Raw genomic sequence first — 18,708 nt, 5'->3', positions numbered from 1 at the left:
TTGTAATTTTTAAGGGATAGAATTTGAAACTTGTAATACTTTTCCATTATGATACCGGTTTCCGGTTAAAGAAAAATGATATATATAATCTGCCATTTCCGAAGCAGATAAGGGGGCTTTATATCCGGGAAAAACTTCTGTCAGCATTTCCGTTTGAACCGCTCCAATAGCGAGCACATTAAATGCTATGCCAGACTCTTTGTATTCTTCGGCCAAGACCTCAGATAGTGTAATAACTGCTCCTTTGGCAGAACTATAAGCTGCCAAACCGGGAAATTTTAAACTCCCCTGAATCCCACCCATACTACTAATAGTGAGTACATGACTACCGGTGCTCATAAAAGGAATGAGTTGCCTGGTAATTTCGGCAACCCCAAAAACATTTACATTATAGACATTTATAAAATCCTCATTCGTTAATTTGTCAAAAGGCTTATTTATTAATAACCCGGCATTGTGAATTACAATAGCTACGTCGCTCCAATTTGATGTTACGAATGCTGTTATTTTTTTAATTTCTTCAACAATCGATATATCTACGGAAAGGGTGGTAATGTTTTGATGATGGTAATCATCCAAAGGTTTTACATTTCTTGATACTGCTAATACCTGATAATTATTTTCGGCGAATTTTTTAGCCAGTTCAAAACCAATACCTCTACTGGTACCCGTAATAATGATATTTTTCATGTACTCATGAATTGATTTCAAAAAGCAATCTAGGGATTTTTTTATACATTTAGGCAATAAACATATAACAATGAAAAAAATACTTTTATACATAGCGATTTTGTTTTTAATAACCGACATATCGGCTCAACAAACGTATATATATTGCGGAAAGTTGATAGATACCAAAACAGGTAGCATAGTAACTAAAAAGACAATTATTGTAGCAAAGAATAAGATTGTTGATGTTTTAAACGGGTATGTAAAAACAAAAAGTAAAAAAGACATTACTATAGACCTAAAAAACAAAGTCGTATTACCGGGGTTGATAGATATGCACGTACATATTGAGCATGAATTTAGTCCTAAAACACGTTTGGAAAAATATATTTTAAACCCTTCGGATATTGCTTTTAACTCAACAGGATATGCTGAGAGTACGCTTTTATCCGGGTTTACGACAGTGCGAGATTTAGGAGGTACCGGCGTAAACATATCGTTAAAGAAAGCGATTGGGGAAGGAAAAGTAATCGGTCCCAGAATTTTTACTGCCGGTAAATCTTTGGCAACAACAGGAGGCCATGCTGACCCCACTAATGGGAGCAGTAGAAAACTCATTGGAAATCCGGGACCCAAAGAAGGGGTTGTCAATAGTGTGGAAGATGCTAAAAAAGCAGTTCGCCAGTGCTATAAAAACGGAGCGGATTGTATTAAAATTACGGCAACCGGAGGGGTGCTAAGTGTTGCAAAAAGCGGAGATAACCCTCAATTTACCATAGAAGAAATAAAAGCTATCTGTAAAACGGCCAAAGATTATGGGATGCATGTAGCAGCACATGCACATGGAGACGAGGGGATGCAAAGAGCAATTAAAGGAGGTGTAAAAACAGTAGAACACGGGACGTATATGAGCGATGTAACCATGGAGTTAATGAAACAATACGATGTGTTTTTAGTGCCCACCATTACAGCAGGAAAAGAGGTAGAGGAGAAAGCAAAAGTCAAAGGGTTTTACCCTGAAATTGTGGTTCCTAAAGCATTAGCTGTAGGCCCGCAGATACAGGGAACTTTTGCCAGGGCATATAAAAAAGGTGTAGGAATTGCTTTTGGAACAGATGCAGGCGTTTTTAAACACGGAAATAACGGAAAAGAGTTTAGGTTTATGGTGGAAGCCGGAATGCCTGCAATGGAAGCGATTCAGTCTGCAACAATTACCAATGCTATGATTCTGGGAATGGAAAATGAGATAGGTGAACTTAAGAAAGGGTTCTTTGCAGATATCATTGCAGTAGATAAAGACCCGACAAAAAATATTGAGATCATGGAAAATGTCTCTTTTGTAATGAAAGACGGAATAGTATATAAGAAGTAAGTAATAGAACTCACTCGATTAGCTGCTTAACTGTAGAGACCTTTGCAAAATAGTGATATATTCCGTATTTGAATTGATTTGACTTCAAATTTCTTCCTTCTCGAAAATTTTAAATCCTCAAAACCAACACAACAGGTTATTCCGGTTGAAAATGTTCTTCGGGCGTCGAACTTTTTTGTCAAATCAATTCTGCAAAGGTCTCGTCTCCTGTAATGAATTCTGACTCATTTCCAAACCGGATGTTACAACTCCTCACGCATTAGAAACTTTTTCCGGTGCAAATTGGATATGTTTGCTTTTTGAGGGGAATTTGGAAAAGTCTCAAGGTGCATCATTCGGGTTTAAAAAAATCCCCTCTCTTTTTTATGTTTAACTCCTTTTGAGTTGCACAAGGGTAGGTAAATGATGACAAAGACTTTTCTTCTTAATTTGAATCACGGATACAACGTATAGCTAGAGCATAGACTTTTGAATGATTAGTATCAACGAATGCAGTACTTGAATTGAATAATAATCCAAATGCATGTGAAGTACTGCTAGCTACCGACGACCAACACATACCACTAGTATTAAGGCATTCAAGGGTACCACTTGGATCACGACGCCCTCCGGCGGGTAATTTTAAAGGGCTGTTAAAAGCACCTGCGGCATTATTGGTAGCCCACGCACTACGTTCCGTGGTCCACTCTGCGTCGGTAGGAACTCTAAAACCGTCAGGGCACGGATCATGTGCTCCTTTGGTAGCCCCGTTCCAGCGAGTATTATCGGATGGACTTAACCAATCATTGTTACCAGCACGTGATATAAAATCAGAACCTTCATTACCGCTGGTTACAGGTCCGGCAGTTATACTACTCGTTCTGAACTGATGTCCATCGGTATTTCTACCCCATTGATACAGGCCTCCGTAAGCATCGCTGTCATCAGAACTTGTAGCAACCCGGGTAGCTCCCAAATTGCGGTCCATAAAAATGGCACCTCCGGCTCCGACAACTGTTGGAATGTTCAAGAAAGATATCATTGCTTGTACTTCTGTCTGTGTTGCAGGACTGGAGAAGCTGTTGGGATTGGCATCTATATAATTTCTATATGCTGTTTCATTGGCAGCATTTATTCCTGTCAAAGCAGGTACAATCAGGTTTAGTTCTGCTATGGTTAGCATTGAATTCTGTGTAGAGCTATCCGCATCACTACCGATTTGAGCTAAAATAGTAACAGTTACGTTTGCATTATTAATGATGGTTTGCAACTCGGCAACTGTTGTAAGAGCAGGAGTAGCTGCATCAATAGCGATTTCATAAGCTCCCAGATTTCCTGCTACCAGGCCTGTTAAACCCACACTGGTCAGATCAGCTATACTCGGATTGCCATCTGCAGAATTATCAGATGCAGCTACAATAGCAGCTACGGCTGAAGCAGAAAGACTCGTGCCATTTACTAGGTTTATAAACTCATTTCCATTGTTAACATAAAGTCCTTTTGCACTGCAATCCGTACAATATACAATAAGCCCTTCGGCAGGAGATGCGATGGCATCTATTTGAGCTTTTATCATTCTTGGTGGCAGGAGCCCTTTGGTGGTACTGCTTAATTCCAAAAGGGCAGAAGCACTAGGAGTCGTTGTACCAATGGCAATTTGCCCATAACTTACAGCATTCACAACAATACATAAAAAACAAATAATTATTTTTTTCATCCCTTTTAATTAATTATTATATTACAAAAATACTCTTTAAGTATATTTATATTAATTCCGGTATACAGATCAATTTAATATACTAGCGGGCAAAGGTAGTTTTTTTTTCTTAGAAACCAAATTAATATTAAATTTAAAGGCATTTCTCCCATAAGTGGGTTACACAATCCCCTGTGCTAACATAGCATCTGCAACTTTTACAAAACCGGCAATATTAGCACCTTTTATGTAATCTATGGAACCGTCTTCATTTTTTCCATGTGCTACACAAGCATCATGAATATCTTTCATCAACCTCTTTTCTTGACCAGCTTAGTTTTAATGAGTTCTGGGCTTAATTGGTTTATCATCTCTGTAATTTTATCTTGTAATGTTTTCACGTCTTTGAATAATTTCATTGCTACTTTACCTTTCATCTATTGCCATACTTTCTCAGCAGGGTTTAACTCTGGTGGATATGGTGGTATTCTTATGAGTTTTATATTTTTTGGGATTGTAATGTTTTGGCAAGCATGGAACCCTGCATTGTCTATAATAACTAGAGACCTTTTCAGAATTGATTTGGCAAAAAAGTTCAATGCCCGAAGAAAATTTTCAACCGGAATAACCTGTTGGTTTTGAGGATTTAAAATTTTCGAGAAGGAAGAAATTTATAGCGGATGATGACAACCGTAATTGTAAAGAGAACAGTCAAAAAAGAAGATATCCCCGTTGCTTAAAAATCAATATGCTGGTAAGCTCCGATGTCCGGAGCAGAAGTTCTGTCCACACCCAGAATGTCTAACGGTATTAAAGATGAAAAAGCTCCGTTAGCCTTATTAATACCGTCACTCAATTGACCTATCATAAAATCATTAATGGATGTATTTCTGAAATTGGGGTTTCCATTTAAAATAACTCCCGGATAGTTCGTAATACTGGAAAAATCTAATTCGGAGATGTCGGAAAAAGTATTGTTCGTATCATTAAATTTAATCATACAATTTGATGTTCCGAAATTAAATTGGCTTCCGTCTACTCTGTCAAGAATAAATTCAATATTCGAATTTCCGTCAATAATACAATTATTAAAATTTGCTACTAGCAAATCTCTTGTTTCCGTAATTTCCTGACCGTTATTATCTGTAAAAGTAAAAAAATTATTAACCAGTACTGTTGGTAATTGCCGAACACTATTACTCCAGTAATTTGCAAAGGTAGCATGCGTAAAATTATAGGTACCGCCAATGGTAGCAGCTAATGAAGCTTGCCCTGCATTCCCTATCACTATATTTTCACCTGAAATATTACTTTGCCTGGCCAGGAGTCCATAGTTGGAGTGATTATAAATTTGCGTATTTGTCAATGTCAATGTCGGAGATGTAGGGGTACCGATAGAATCCACTAAGAATCCGATACTTCCATTTTTAACTTCTGCATGATTGACTTCATTTTCCATACTGCCGGCACGCATCCATATTACCCCCCATTGGCCAGGTATATTACTGAACGAGTGCTCCAGGCGATCCCCTTCAAAAATAACTTTGTCCGATAAGGTTCCGTTCACTTTTAAGCTTGCTTTACGATCTATAATCAAACCGGAGTTATCGTGGAAGTGAATCTTTGCCCCGGCATCAATGGTTAGTGTTTTATCTTCGGCTACAGCTGCATATCCGTATAGTACATAGGGCTTGGTATTTGTAAAGTTAAGTTCATTATCTGCTAAAAACCGGCCTTGAATGGTTGTCGGCTGCCCGTCTAAAGTCAGTACATCGATTTCCATGGAAACAGGATCTCTTCCCGGGTAAATAAAAGTAGCATCCTGTACTAACGTTACCAGATCTACATCTTGCTCATTCGACCCAATATCAAACAAAATCCTATCGGTATATAACGGGTTGGAAATAGTCGTAATATCAATGGTAGTTTCTACAAAAATATAAATGCTGTCTCTGGCAAGAACAGCGATATCCTGAAAAGATTTTCCCGGAATGCCATCTACATTTAATCGGTATTTGGAATTTGTTCCGTTTTCCAGTCGAATGCCGGGAATGGTAATATCATTACCACTTCTGTTATATACTTTTAAATTATAAGTTGCAGAGCCGATATTTGTAAAAATAGTATCCAGATACACCGTATCCTTGGAAAAAGTAAGATTTCCCGAACTGGGAACAGTGCTAAAATCTTTTCTACAGGAACCTATAGAAATAATACCTAAGACAATAAGTGCAGCTAACAGGATTCTCATATATTAAATATAGCTAAAAATATAACTTTTAATTCACCCGATTATTACTTTTTTATCAGTTCAATTTCAAATAATTTTGCCCAGTTTTTTCCGGTTACGAAGAGTCTGTTATTTTTAGCGTCAAAAGCAATGCCGTTTAACACGTCATCTGTTTGCAGCTTTTGAGTTTTTTGAACCTCTTTTTGTAAACCTGCCAAATTTGCCAACCCTTTTACGGCTCCGGTTTCAGGATCTATAATGGCAATGGTTGGTTTTTTCCAGTAGTTGGCATAAATAACTCCATTAATAAACTCCAATTCATTCAGGTCTTTTACTTTTGCTTTATGATGATACACCCGGATAGCTCTTTTCTCCTGATGTGTTTCCGGGTCTAGAAACCAGATTTTATGTGTCCCGTCTGATTTGATAAGTTCCGTATTGTTATGAGTAAAACCCCATCCTTCAGGACTTTTGTTATAGCTAAACTCTTTTTCCGGTTGAAACGTATCCAAATTGTATACAAATCCTTTTTTTGCTTTCCAGGTTAAAAAGTGAATTTTATTGTTAAAAATGGTAATTCCCTCACCAAAATAATCGTCGTCAATAGCTGCTTTTTGGAGTACTTTTCCGGTTTTTAGATCAACTTTTCTAATGGATGACTGTCCTTTTTGACCGGTACTTTCATATAAAAAACCTTTGTGATATTCTAATCCCTGAGTATAAGCGGTGCTGTCATGAGGATATGTATTTATGACCTTGTATGTATATACTACGGGCACAATATCCGAAAGTACTTCTATGGAACTATTTATTTTCTTTACTTTTCCCGGGTAAAAAACCAATGCTTTAATAGCATGCTTTCCCAGTCCGGTTTTTACGGAATTAAGTGTACAGCTATTTTTTGTACTATTGGGATACCGGAAACCATTAACAAAAAATTGTACCGAATCTACAGGCCGGTTGGTTTTTTCATTTAACATTACCGTAAAAGAATCATTTAATTTGATAGATTTTGGAGCATTCATACGGAATTGATACGGCTTTTCACAAGAAGAAAATAATGCGATAGTCAGTAAAAGAAAGATACTGTATTTCTTTACATTCATGATGAGTTTATTTTATACAAATAAAATAATTTATTTGTTTGTAAATAGAAAAAAAGGGTTAAATTTGCAGCCTCAATAGTTAAAAATTGATGTTGAGCGTTTTATCGGAGTAAAATCTTACCAACTTTACTCTTACTGTGAATTTTAATTAACGTATTTAAAAAGATACACAAAATGAAAAAAGGAATTCATCCGGAAAATTACAGAATGGTAGCGTTCAAAGATATGTCTAACGGAGATGTTTTTTTAACGCGTTCTACTGCCAATACAAAAGAGACGTTAGATGTTGAAGGTGTTGAGTATCCTTTGGTAAAATTAGAAATTTCCAGAACGTCGCATCCGTTCTATACGGGTAAATCCAAATTAGTTGATACGGCAGGGCGTATTGATAAATTTAAAACGAAATACTCGAAGTTTAAGAAGTAGCCTTCTTTTTTCTCCGACATTACTTTCATCCTTTTTCCAAAAATACCCTATCGCTGAAAACAGTGAAATTTTGAAATCACTGTTTTCAGGGATTGACACGTGTTTTTCTATATCATAGGTTTGTTCTATTCAAAATTCAGTTGTTATGAGCATTCTTTACTACCCCTCATAAAAATTGCAATTAGCTTGAATACAAAAACAAATTTTCAATGTTAAACATCAAATCATGAAAATGAAAAAAACTTCATTCATCAAAATTGGGGTCTTGGTCTTTGGCCTATCTTTGCTCTTATGGAACTGTATATGAGAAGACTTTATGAACCCTCAAAACACCGTTACTTCTAACCAACTCAAGTATTCCTTAACCAAAATATCCTATCAGGAACTACTTGCAGACAAGGAAATAAAATCCTCTTTACCTCTGATTGAAAGACGATTTTCTAAGCACTCGCTACAAAGCATCTACAGCAGAAGTGCTACTGAGGTGGTAGAAGGTCTTACCATCTTTACTGATGAGATTAACAGAATTGTCATAGACGATGTCATCACCTGGACATTCCGGACACAGAGCCATTTTTTGGAAACTTCTGACTTTGAAAACTTTTTGGTAAAAAAACACAACGGTGTGTTTACCTATTTTTTGGTTTCCTATGAGTTCACTGACCTTACCGATTCCGAAACATTGTATGAAAAAGCTACTTCGTATGTGATTTCCGAAGAATACCTAAGCCTGGAAGGCCTCAACCTGTCTTCCAGAGATGCTTTTGATTGGGTTTTTCCGAATGACGGTGGTGGTACGGGTAGCGGTCCTTGTGACGGTATTTTGGTATATGAACAGTGTGATAGGGGAGGTAATGCAGACGGACACTGGCCGGTTTTGCAAAACGACGGAGTTACCTACTGTAGCGGTAGTCCGCTGTTGTATATAGATTTTTCACATTGTGAGAACTACGGTGTTCCGGACCCTCCTGTGGGAGACCCATTGGGAGGAGGTGACGGTTCCAATGGAGATCAGCTTATTGGAGGTGGCGGAGGAAACTCCGGTGGTGATGGAGATACGACGCTTACGGCTCCTGTGGGTATCATGCACAGTGAAATGCCATGTGATCCCAGACCGGAAGGAGATTTGAATGGGGATTGTATGTTGGAGTTTTATGAAGTTTGTTTGATAGATATAGGCGTAAGAGGTTTAAGTATTAATATATTAAACCAAATAAAAGATTTTATAAATACAAATGGTTGTAATGAACAAACGCAAAATTTTATAGAATTGGCTATTGATGCTTTAGATGGTGATGGAATTGATGATGGAGAAGTGGATTTTGAGGAGAAAATCATCAATGAATTAACCGGTGAAGAAAAATGCATATACAATAAATTAAAAAACTTAGATTTATTTAAAAGAACTATTAAAAAATTTGAAGATAGTGATACATACAATTTAATTTTGAAATATGGAAATTGTAGTAATACAGATATTGCTTGTACAGGTGCAGGTGATATATCTAATGGTAATATTTCTATAATTTTTGAGACTACAGTTAATAGCTTACCTTTAGAATTTGCCTCAATTATATTGCATGAAGGGATACATGCAGAGTTATTTAAATATATAGATGAATATACTCAAGGCTTAGATCCTAACGAGAGAGAAAATCTATTATTCTATTATTTTGAAGCAAAAAAGAGTGTAGACCCACGGTATGTTGATGCTTTAGCACAACATCAGCATATGGCAGACAACTATGCTAGGCCAATCGCAGAAGCAATAAGACGTTTAGATAATAATAGTTATCCTTTGGAGTATTATATGGGCTATGGTTGGGACGGTCTAAGAAAATATGGTTATGACGGATATTGGGACAATGGTAATTGGGTAGATTTAGATAAAAGTACGAGCACGGAATATTATCAAAATCAAAAAACAGTAAATGATAACACTAATGTACAAAGTAATGATTGTGAAAATTAATTTTTTAAAAACGATTTGGGTATTCTTAAGCCTTTATTTATTTGTTTCTTGTAATATTAAGAAGGTTGATAAAAAAGAAGATAAAAATACCTATCAGATAATTAACTATATTACAAAGGAAATAAAAAAACAGTCTCTTTTGCATCCTGTTTTTCCACCATCACCTGATAAAAGTAGTTATACATATACTACAAGAGATAGTTTAAATAAATACAAATATTTTTATGAACAATACACCAAAAAAAAGATAATAGCATTTGAGGAAAATATGTTTGTTATCCCTAAAAATAACTCTCTTTTCATTAATAATTGTAAAATAAATAAAATATTGACAAAAAAAAGACTATCTATAAATAAAGAAAAGAGAATTGATATTGATAAGATTTCTTTTTCTAAAAAAGATTCTTTAGTGTATTTTTTCAAAAAAGAAAATTTACGAAAAAGGTTATATGATATTTATTTTTTAATAGGTTTTTCGAGGATTATATTTAATGATAATTTTACTGAGGCTATTTTAATTGTTAATGTTAGTTATGAGAGGTTAGATAGCTTTTCTATACTTTTCTATTTAGAGAAAAAAGGGGGGGGTTGGGAGATAAAATGTAATAAAAGGTTATTAATATCTTGACAGTGTTCCGGACAGCCCTGTGGGAGACCCGGTGGGAGGAGATGATGGCTCAGGAGGAGATCAGCTTATTGGAGGTGGCGGAGGAGGAAGCTCCGGTGGTAATGGAGATACAACGCTTACGGCTCCTGTGGGTATCATGCACAGTGAAACGCCATGTGATCCCAGGCCGGAAGGAGATTTGAATGGGGATTGCCAAATTGACTATTATGAAACTTGCCTGCTAAACGGGTATAGTGATGAAGTTTGTAACTGTGTACAAGAAGGTGGAACTATAGAAGCATGTAACACAGACTGTGCACAACTAAACGCCTTATCGAACACACCCTTGATAAAAACCAGACTCAATCAGTTAAGAATGGTTAGCGGTAATTTTGAAAAAGGGTTGAGAATTAATAAAAACCCAAACACAGGGGCTTATGTGCCAAGTTTAATTCCGGGAGACAACAATGGTACTAATCATATTAACATAGTGGTACATCCTTATACTGCCGCCATTGCACACACCCACTCAAACGATGTTGCCTATAAAATGTTTTCTGCACCTGATATCCTTAAATGGCGCAAATTGTAAACAGGGTGCAGAGTAATGCTAATAGTACCGTATTGCCTCTGGAAATAACTCATATTTTGGTGGTTGATAATAATGATACTGATAAAACTTATGCCATACGTTTTGACGATATGCAAAGTATACAAATTTTGCAGGATATTATCAGCAATAAGAAAAAACAACAACGATTTAATAAAAAATTAAAAAATGCTTATGAAAGTGATTATAGCTATCAGACCTATACGGATGAAACCGATATTTTTAAGCAGCAACGACATTTATTCAAGCATTTGGAAAAATATAATTTGAATATTTCGTTGTATGAAGCCAATTTCAACGATTTGGGTCTTGTAGATCATTGGCAAAAAATAAATAAAGAAACACTGGAACAAGAACCCTGTAATTAAAAAAACCATAACAAAATGAAACATATAATAACAATAATAGCGCTAATAAGCTTATTTTCCTGTAAAGCACAATCTATCATTAAATCATTAGACGGTGATGGTCCATGTTCGCCTTATGATTCTAATTGTTACGAAAAAGATGTTAATAATGAATTTGGCAAATTTGAAGGAGTATGGAAGTATCAAAATGGGAATACTTCAATTATATTTAAACTAAAAAAAGAGGAACATTATAGAATATCTAATGAGGCGAATTATGAAGATTTACTAGTAGGAGAATATCAATATATTGAGAATGGAGTTGAAAAAGTAAACACTTTAGCTGATTTTGACAATCCAAGCATTTCAGGTTATGACCATAGAATAAGCGGAGGAGTTTTTGTTCATTTTCTACCGAAAAGTTGTATTGATAATAGTCATAGTTCTGAAATAAAAATCGAACTGACGATCGAAAGTCCCGGTAATCACCAAATAGAAGGGCGAGTTATTTTACGCTATGTCAATGAAAATGGTACTGAAAAACTGGAGGTTTGCATCTATGATTATTCCATACTGGCAGACAATGAAAATGATAGAATTGACATACCGGATGGTAATTATGAGTTTGTAAAGCAATAAAACAAAAAACTCTGAAACAGCTAATCGTAATCATCATCGCTTTTGCATCTAACTGTAATTAAAAACGGTATATATGAAGAAAATATTTATTTTATTTACAATTGTATTTTTAAGTTTTTTGGGGTGTAACTCTCATAATAACTCTAATTATGAATTAGAGGAAATATATAATGTATTAGGTACCTTAAGCAGTTATATTACAAATAAAAAAATGGTTTTTTATGCATTGCCTGCTCCACCTCCAATTGAGAAAGTTAGTTTAGACTCTATTATAGAGTTATATAGAAATAAAGATACTACTAAGTTAATTAATTCTTTAGTAAAGAAAAATGGCAGATTAATTGTTGCTGTTGATCCTAAACTTAACCCTCCCTACTTATTAGATGCAAAGAAATATTATCTGCAAAAATGTTTGAAACAAGATTTTAATGAAGTTTACAGTAACTTTAAAAGTATAAAAGATACAGTAGATATTGATGTTTCTAAAATACAAATGGATAATTATTCTTTTATCATTCCTTATAGGGATCATTACAAAAGCTTGACGAGAAAAGGGTGTGAGAAGTTTAATGTTTTATTAAAATTTTCGCGAATAGCTTTTAATAAAGATTATACAAAAGCAATAGTAATTATGAGTGCGGGTTTCGGGAAACTTAATGGGTTTTCGGCAGTATATTTTTTGGATAAAGATGGTTCTACTTGGGTTATAAAATGTGATAAAGGTTTAACTATTTCCTGATAGTAGAATCTGCAAAAAATATAAGAACTATTAAAAAGATAGTTCACAAAACCAAAATAATTTTGATGAAACAACAATGCTATTGATGCATTAATAAATGGTTATGGGGGTAGATTTCGAAAAACAGATTATAAATAAACTTACTGGAAAAGCGAAATGTACTTACAATAAGTTATTATCTACTGGAGTTTCTAACTCCCAATCTGACCTTTTAGGAAGTTGTTTGCTATCCTATGGTCTTGTTTAAGATGGGATATTGTAGGTTCTATAGCAGCTCTTCTTCTATGATGCTTTCGTTTTTTATGTTTTTGATAGTCTTTATCTTTCTTTAACGGAGGCTTTGGAATTAGTATTTGTGTATCACTAATAATTTGCTTGCCTTTATACCCCTATCCACAGTTGCCGTTTTTGTGGCTTTGTTGGTCAAGCGCCCTACTTGTTCCAATACCTTGGGCAAGGTATGCCCGTCGTACACGTTGGTCTTAAATGTCATTGCCACTACAATGACCTCTGTGTTTTGAGTAAGTACTACTGAGGCTTTGCAACCATATTCGTATTTCTTATGGGCCTTGCCCTTGCTCATACAATAAACCTCTGGCTCGTGAAGACTATAAATTTTGTTCTTGCTATTCTGTTCTTGCGCCAGTACTTTTTTGTAAAGTTCAAGTTCTTTAGCGTAATCCCCTTCAGGAAGCTTGCGTTCTAATTCTCTCACTAATCGCCCTGCTATGGTCTTTAACTTTCGTTTGGCAGCACTTGCTTTTTTTCTGCGTTTGGGATGTGTGGCATTGTAAGTGTCTCTGAGTAATTGTTTGCTGGTACGTTTATAACTTCGGCGCAAGGTAATCCTTGATTTCTTCGCTTTTTTAACACAGCGATCAATGATCTTCTTTGCTAATTTAGAACCCGTAGGATAGGTAATGTTTTTCTCTTGTGGCGTACTGTCGATACTCACATGCTTGTCTTTACCATTTTTACCTTGCTTATCTATCGAATGCTTCAATATTTTCTCGACACCTTCTTGCCCAATGCGCTGACGAAAGTGAACTAGATCACTGGCAGCGAAAGGTTGGCCACAACGTTGAACGGTAGTACCATCTAAATATGGAATTCTTTCATTAAGCGAATATGCTTTTGGTGTGAACTTTATGATTCCTGTAGATGAATATCAAAAGAGCGAGCGTTCTGTTAAATATGGGTTTTTAGTGATTACTTTAACGTTTTTAATTTTCTTCTTAATACAAACAATGAGTAAAATTTCTATACATCCTTTTCAATATCTAATGATAGGAATTGCTTTAACAATGTTTTATACCCTATTGATTTCAATTTCCGAACACAGTAGTTATTTAAAAGCCTATTTAGTTGCGGAGTCTTCTGTTGTTTTAATGATTACATTATATTCAAAATCCATATTAAAAACTATAAAATTTCCATTATTTATTGGAGCATCTTTAACAGCATTATATACATTCATTTTTATAATTATTCAATTAGAAAATTATGCTTTACTGGTAGGTAGTATAGGGTTATTCATTATCTTGGCTTCAGTAATGTATGCTTCAAGAAAAATAGATTGGGATCAAGGATAATATGAATTGAACTCACCTTGACTTTTTTAGGAGATAGAAAAAGCCAAGATGAGTTCATTAATTGATTAATCCGGATCAAAGATCTTTAGAAATTACTCCTTACCATTCACATAACCTTGTAAATACCTGTATCTTTCTGTCAGCTTTCCACCTTCTGTTATCTTGGCCCGATGTAAAATACCCTCTTTATCATTATTAAAAAAAGCGGGAATTACATGTTCTAAAAATAAGGATCCAAAACCTTCGCTTGCATCTTTTGGCAATTCGCAAGGTAAATTATCAACTGCCATGACTGCCATAGCATTTGAGTTTCTAAAATCGACTTCGGTTCCCGTTTTCGGGTCATATCCGTAAATAGGATCGGCAATAGTAGACGCCCTGAAGGTAGAGGCTATCGGGCCATCAATATCGCAGGAGATATCAGCCACTACAGTGATACGAAATGCTTTTGATTGTGCATCTTCTCTGGTAAACAAGTACGGTGATCCGGCACCGTAAAAATGGCCCGCAATAAAGTAGTCGGTTACCTTGGCAAAACGCATAAAATCAGATGCATAATTCTCCGGATAGTCATAAAAATCTTTATTGTGTACTATTCGGCCGTCTTTTCGTTTGTTATAGTCCAGTACACCTATCATACAGTACACCGGCTCTTTAAACGTTTTTTGCAAATAATCATCTACCGAAACTGTCTGAATATGCATGGCATCTAACATTTCTTTTGCTCCATTGGCAACTTTACCGCTTCCTGTTAATAGTATCTTAACAGGCGGAAGTTTAATCGCTTTTAATTCATGGATCAACGCTTTTTGGTCAGACAGACTTTCTGCTTTTGGTAAATAAAAACAGTTATTTTTCAGTCCATAGGCTCTAAACCCATTATAAGCACCGACAATTCCGGCATACCTTCCAAAACCGATTAGGCGATCGCCATTTTCTTTCATGATCGCCTCATGATCATATAATGTTATATGTTTATCTAAAATGACTTGCAACAATTTTCGGTTATAGGGCTGTTTTTTTATGGTATGACTAAAGAAAAAATATTTTTTATTTGGTATTAATGCCGCTATGGGAACTTCTTTTACACCAATTAGCACATCACAATCAGAAAGATCTTCGCTAACTTCTATACCTGCTTCCAGGTAGCTTTTATCACTAAAAACTCTAATATCGGAACGCTCAACCTTTAAACGTGCATTGGGGAAAAGCGATTGAAATTCCAGTAACTTTTGGGGAGAAAAAACAACTCTCCTGTCCGGTGGATTTTTTCGTTCTTTAATAATGCCAAATTTCATATGAACTCGTTTAAATTTTTTGAATTTGCTAAAAAATTGCCGTTTTCCACTCTGTTTTTGTCTTTTTTTCCTTCTGTAGCGCTGCCTTGCAACTCAAAAAAGCTTTCAACAGAACTAAAAACTTCTAATTTTCGCCTAAACCCAAAAAGTTTAAACAAGTTCATACAAAAACAGTTTATTTTTATTCGAAATTAGTTGATTTATATAGGATTTACAAATGATAAATTCAAATGAATTTTGTATATTTGTTGCCCTGATTTTTTTATCAAAACCTAAAAAGTAAAAACGTTATAGGGGACGACTGGTTTTGACAGCAAGGTTAGTGAACATGTAAGCATACCGAGGAGTGAAATGAATACTCGTAAAACTTATTTCGACAATTAAACGGCGAAAATAACTACGCTTTAGCTGCCTAACAATCTGAATTACAGTAAGATTTCGGCCTAGACACATAAGATGTGTAAGCTAAATGTTTCTTGAAAGCGTTGATTTACCGCGTTCAGCTAAGAAGCATCGTAAAAGTAAATATGGAAACTCGAACGCTTCAATCGGGTTTTGAAATACAAGAAGATAAGCTTGCAAGTAGGTTGTTTTTAGTCAGCTGCAAGTCGAAAATCAATTAAAAACTAAGTATGTAGAAAGCATTTTGGCTGCTTGTTTGGACCCGAGTTCGATTCTCGGCGTCTCCACAATTAAAAATCTCAACTAATTAGTAATTAATTAGTTGAGGTTATTTTTTTATCTTTTAGCCAGTATTTAGACAACAATCTTAAAAAGGTGAATATTTTTCATAATAATCCCATAATATAAAACATATTTAAATTCCTTTACGTAATGGTCAAATAATTTATATTTTTATAAAACAAAGAGATTTTATTTAAAAATTAATCTCGGATAAAAATCTGAGTTCAGAATTATTTTCTCGTGCGCGCGTAGTTGTCCAGTAATTATAAATTAGCCTTAAATTAAAACCTTTCATTAAAGCCATAAAATTCATTTAACTTATTATAACTTTCAATAAGTGCCTTGAAATGTTTTTTTTAATTTTTTAGTTCCTTTAGGAACTTTAATTTCTTTATAAGTATTATCTTTTTTATCAACGTATCTAACCCATAAATCAGTTACATCGTTATTTACAACATACTTAACAAACTCTTTCTTTAATATCTGAACGCTCCTTAACACCTCTATCCACTCTTCTTTTAATATCATCATCTTTTATTTTAAAGCGAACTCCTTTACCTCTTCTTATATCTTTTCTACTACCTAAGAGGTAACTAATTTCATCAAAAAATATCCAATCACTATCTTGGTATTGATTTACTAATCTAATAGGCATAATAACTTGCTCCCCTTCAACTTGTTGAGCTCCAAAGTAGATTTGAATAAACTTAACATTCATGGCACTTACTATAAAATCTTTAGATACTAATGCTACTGGCTTCGATTTTACCCAAGAAATTTTTTCGTGATAATCATTTTCCATTATTACACCTTTTAATTTTATTCTTTGCTGGGCTATAAGTTGAGTTGATAAAAATAGAATACAGATTCTTAATTTAAATTTACTTTGTCTTTTCATTTTGTAAGTTTTTATCTGTCAGCTCCAAACAGGATAATAAAAAAAGAAGCGCGGAACTGAATCGTCTTTCTTAAAGGCATCGCCAGAAGCCCACAGTCAAACAGAAACAGCCCACGCCCATTTGGACACAGCTATTAATCTGTATTCATGACTGTTTTGATGAAACTGGCGATTTCTTAAGAACAGAATACGATTACGCTACTCAATATTTTAGGTTGCTAATTTAAACTCTTTTTTTATGTGTACGAATTTTGTAATCTTCTCTTTTTTAATGTGTCCGATTTTGAGTAAAAAAAACGGAATTAACCGAATATATTAAGGGTTAAAAATGGATGTTCCAAAAATATGATTTATTAAGATAAACTCTTTCAAAAATGGAAGTTAACTTCAAAAAACTTAAAGGAGAATAAGTATAGTTTTCATTTTAGATTAAAACTCCATTTTTAATTTCATTATGTTTTTAAAATTACTATGATATTAAAAAGCATAGAAGTTTTTGTTTGTGTATTAAAAAAAAATTATATTTGCTTTGTGAATTCTTTTAAAAGAATAGTAAGTTTATCGCTTTCTGTGGTCATTTTTATGACACACATTATTGCTCTTGACCATTCTTTAGAACATAATTCTAATAACAAAGAAGATTATTCAATTTCTTCAGAACTCCAAAAAGTAAATGATTTATCACAAGACTGTTCTATCTGTGATATTTATTTAGATGTAGAACTATCTAAAAACCCAACTTTTACTTACACTTTATTAACACCCAAGTTAATAATAAAAGATATCTTTAATAAAGATAATAGCTTTTCTACTGTTATTTTTAATTTAAAGAAATCAAGAGCACCACCTATTTTTATTGCTTAACATATTAAACAACTATTATTAATAGTTTCTTGTACTCAAAAGGTACAAAACTTATAGTATGTTTAAACTGTATTTTCCATTTTTTAGGTTTCTTAATTATTTGGTTAAGCAATAATTAGTAACAATCTAAAATCCCAACCTAACATTTTAAAAATTCAATTATGCTACAAGCTAAAAAGCTTTGTAAACGCTATGACGATAAGTTAGTGCTCAAAGATTTAAGTCTTACAGTAAATCCTGGTGAAATTTTTTGTCTACTTGGACAAAATGGTGCAGGTAAAACAACAACAATCAACCTGTTTTTAGGTCTAATTAAACCAACTTCTGGAGAAGCATTTATAGATGATGTTTCTGTAATGGATAACAAATCTAACAGAAGTTCATTAGCTTATATACCAGAAACAGTGCAACTTTATAGTAATTTGTCTGGATTAGAAAACTTAGACTTTTTTAGCAAATTAGCAGGTTTTACTTATAAAAAAGAAGATTTAATTCAGTTTTTAAAACAAGCAAATTTACAAGAAGAATCGTATCACAAAAAACTATCAACCTACTCTAAAGGAATGCGTCAGAAAGTTGGTATTGCTGTGGCTGTGGCTAAAAATGCATCTTATATTTTAATGGACGAGCCAACTTCTGGACTTGACCCGAAAGCATCTGTAGAATTTGCAAAAACATGTAAAGAATTAGCTGTAAAAGGTGTTGGTATTTTTATGGCTACACACGATATTTTTAATGCAGTAAACATTGGTTCAAGAATAGGAATTATGAAAGAAGGAACTTTAATTCATACTACAGAAACTAAAAACATAACCGCACAAGAATTACAAGATTTATACATCAAAACAATCTAATTAACTCAATAAACAAATAAAATGAACATTAAAAAAAACGTATTTTTTTTTAGTACATGACAAAAAATATAATTAATTGATTATCAGTAAATTAAATGTTAAATAATTAAAATAAAGCATTGATTT

The 18,708-nt window shown here is 34.1% G+C and carries 21 protein-coding genes and 1 other RNA gene; 12 read left to right on the top strand and 10 right to left on the bottom strand.

Annotation, left to right across the window (positions count from 1 at the left end):
- Positions 1-9 precede the first annotated feature (9 nt).
- On the bottom strand, positions 10-690 hold the full coding sequence (locus tag GKR88_00865) for an SDR family NAD(P)-dependent oxidoreductase (GenBank protein ID QMU62964.1): 681 nt from the start codon (positions 688-690) through the stop codon (positions 10-12).
- Positions 691-760: 70 nt separating this feature from the next.
- Here GKR88_00865 and GKR88_00860 point away from each other — a divergent pair, with 70 nt between their 5' ends.
- Positions 761-2,041, top strand: coding sequence for an amidohydrolase family protein (locus GKR88_00860; GenBank protein ID QMU62963.1), 1,281 nt, complete (start codon positions 761-763; stop codon positions 2,039-2,041).
- Positions 2,042-2,465: 424 nt separating this feature from the next.
- On the opposite strand, the gene GKR88_00855 is transcribed toward GKR88_00860, so the two are convergent.
- The 5 genes from GKR88_00855 to GKR88_00835 form a co-directional block, all read right to left on the bottom strand.
- Positions 2,466-3,737, bottom strand: coding sequence for a hypothetical protein (locus GKR88_00855; protein ID QMU62962.1), 1,272 nt, complete (start codon positions 3,735-3,737; stop codon positions 2,466-2,468).
- A 159-nt stretch (positions 3,738-3,896) separates the two neighbouring features.
- Complete coding sequence (locus GKR88_00850; GenBank protein ID QMU62961.1) at positions 3,897-4,028, bottom strand: hypothetical protein; 132 nt, start codon at positions 4,026-4,028, stop codon at positions 3,897-3,899.
- A gap of 125 nt (positions 4,029-4,153) precedes the next feature.
- Positions 4,154-4,387 carry a hypothetical protein gene (locus GKR88_00845; protein ID QMU66602.1) on the bottom strand — a complete coding sequence of 78 codons (234 nt, stop codon included), beginning with the start codon at positions 4,385-4,387 and terminating at the stop codon, positions 4,154-4,156.
- A 65-nt stretch (positions 4,388-4,452) separates the two neighbouring features.
- Entirely contained in the window at positions 4,453-5,967 is a 1,515-nt protein-coding gene (locus GKR88_00840; GenBank protein QMU62960.1) for a hypothetical protein, read from the bottom strand.
- Positions 5,968-6,011: 44 nt separating this feature from the next.
- Positions 6,012-7,052, bottom strand: coding sequence for a glutaminyl-peptide cyclotransferase (locus GKR88_00835; protein ID QMU62959.1), 1,041 nt, complete (start codon positions 7,050-7,052; stop codon positions 6,012-6,014).
- A gap of 174 nt (positions 7,053-7,226) precedes the next feature.
- Between GKR88_00835 and GKR88_00830 the strand changes: the two genes are divergently transcribed.
- The 7 genes from GKR88_00830 (at position 7,227) to GKR88_00800 (ending at position 12,392) form a co-directional block, all read left to right on the top strand.
- On the top strand, positions 7,227-7,478 hold the full coding sequence (locus tag GKR88_00830) for a type B 50S ribosomal protein L31 (protein QMU62958.1): 252 nt from the start codon (positions 7,227-7,229) through the stop codon (positions 7,476-7,478).
- A 316-nt stretch (positions 7,479-7,794) separates the two neighbouring features.
- Positions 7,795-9,450 (top strand): hypothetical protein, encoded by a 1,656-nt coding sequence (locus GKR88_00825; GenBank protein ID QMU62957.1) that lies wholly within the window; start codon positions 7,795-7,797, stop codon positions 9,448-9,450.
- Positions 9,410-10,078, top strand: coding sequence for a hypothetical protein (locus GKR88_00820; protein ID QMU62956.1), 669 nt, complete (start codon positions 9,410-9,412; stop codon positions 10,076-10,078). Before GKR88_00825 ends, GKR88_00820 begins: the two co-directional genes overlap by 41 nt.
- Positions 10,079-10,097: 19 nt before the next feature.
- A complete protein-coding gene (locus tag GKR88_00815) occupies positions 10,098-10,649 on the top strand; it encodes a hypothetical protein (protein ID QMU62955.1) in 552 nt (183 codons plus the stop codon).
- On the top strand, positions 10,634-11,035 hold the full coding sequence (locus GKR88_00810; GenBank protein QMU62954.1) for a hypothetical protein: 402 nt from the start codon (positions 10,634-10,636) through the stop codon (positions 11,033-11,035). Before GKR88_00815 ends, GKR88_00810 begins: the two co-directional genes overlap by 16 nt.
- A 15-nt stretch (positions 11,036-11,050) precedes the next feature.
- Positions 11,051-11,653: a hypothetical protein gene (locus GKR88_00805; protein QMU62953.1), complete on the top strand. Its 603-nt coding sequence runs from the start codon at positions 11,051-11,053 to the stop codon at positions 11,651-11,653.
- A 73-nt stretch (positions 11,654-11,726) separates the two neighbouring features.
- Positions 11,727-12,392, top strand: coding sequence for a hypothetical protein (locus GKR88_00800; protein ID QMU62952.1), 666 nt, complete (start codon positions 11,727-11,729; stop codon positions 12,390-12,392).
- A gap of 346 nt (positions 12,393-12,738) precedes the next feature.
- On the opposite strand, the gene GKR88_00795 is transcribed toward GKR88_00800, so the two are convergent.
- Positions 12,739-13,395 carry a hypothetical protein gene (locus GKR88_00795; GenBank protein QMU62951.1) on the bottom strand — a complete coding sequence of 219 codons (657 nt, stop codon included), beginning with the start codon at positions 13,393-13,395 and terminating at the stop codon, positions 12,739-12,741.
- Between the two features lie 145 nt (positions 13,396-13,540).
- Between GKR88_00795 and GKR88_00790 the strand changes: the two genes are divergently transcribed.
- Positions 13,541-13,984, top strand: coding sequence for a hypothetical protein (locus GKR88_00790; GenBank protein ID QMU62950.1), 444 nt, complete (start codon positions 13,541-13,543; stop codon positions 13,982-13,984).
- Between the two features lie 92 nt (positions 13,985-14,076).
- On the opposite strand, the gene GKR88_00785 is transcribed toward GKR88_00790, so the two are convergent.
- Positions 14,077-15,282, bottom strand: a complete 1,206-nt coding sequence (locus GKR88_00785) for an alanine dehydrogenase (protein ID QMU62949.1) — start codon at positions 15,280-15,282, stop codon at positions 14,077-14,079.
- Positions 15,279-15,446: a hypothetical protein gene (locus GKR88_00780; GenBank protein QMU62948.1), complete on the bottom strand. Its 168-nt coding sequence runs from the start codon at positions 15,444-15,446 to the stop codon at positions 15,279-15,281. The genes GKR88_00785 and GKR88_00780 overlap by 4 nt, the downstream gene beginning before the upstream one ends.
- Before the next feature lie 129 nt (positions 15,447-15,575).
- Between GKR88_00780 and ssrA the strand changes: the two genes are divergently transcribed.
- Positions 15,576-15,974: a transfer-messenger RNA gene (ssrA, locus tag GKR88_00775) on the top strand.
- Between the two features lie 452 nt (positions 15,975-16,426).
- Here ssrA and GKR88_00770 read toward each other — a convergent pair.
- Positions 16,427-16,864 carry a hypothetical protein gene (locus GKR88_00770; GenBank protein QMU62947.1) on the bottom strand — a complete coding sequence of 146 codons (438 nt, stop codon included), beginning with the start codon at positions 16,862-16,864 and terminating at the stop codon, positions 16,427-16,429.
- Between the two features lie 531 nt (positions 16,865-17,395).
- On the opposite strand from GKR88_00770, the gene GKR88_00765 reads away from it, so the two are divergent.
- Complete coding sequence (locus tag GKR88_00765; GenBank protein QMU62946.1) at positions 17,396-17,728, top strand: hypothetical protein; 333 nt, start codon at positions 17,396-17,398, stop codon at positions 17,726-17,728.
- A gap of 161 nt (positions 17,729-17,889) precedes the next feature.
- Positions 17,890-18,582 (top strand): ATP-binding cassette domain-containing protein, encoded by a 693-nt coding sequence (locus GKR88_00760; GenBank protein ID QMU62945.1) that lies wholly within the window; start codon positions 17,890-17,892, stop codon positions 18,580-18,582.
- Positions 18,583-18,708: the final 126 nt, after the last annotated feature.

The sequence above is a fragment of the Flavobacteriaceae bacterium genome (assembly GCA_014075215.1).
Taxonomy (GTDB): Bacteria; Bacteroidota; Bacteroidia; order Flavobacteriales; family Flavobacteriaceae; genus Polaribacter.
Note: the sequence above shows the minus strand (reverse complement) of the source record. Positions and strands in the feature narration are given on the sequence as shown.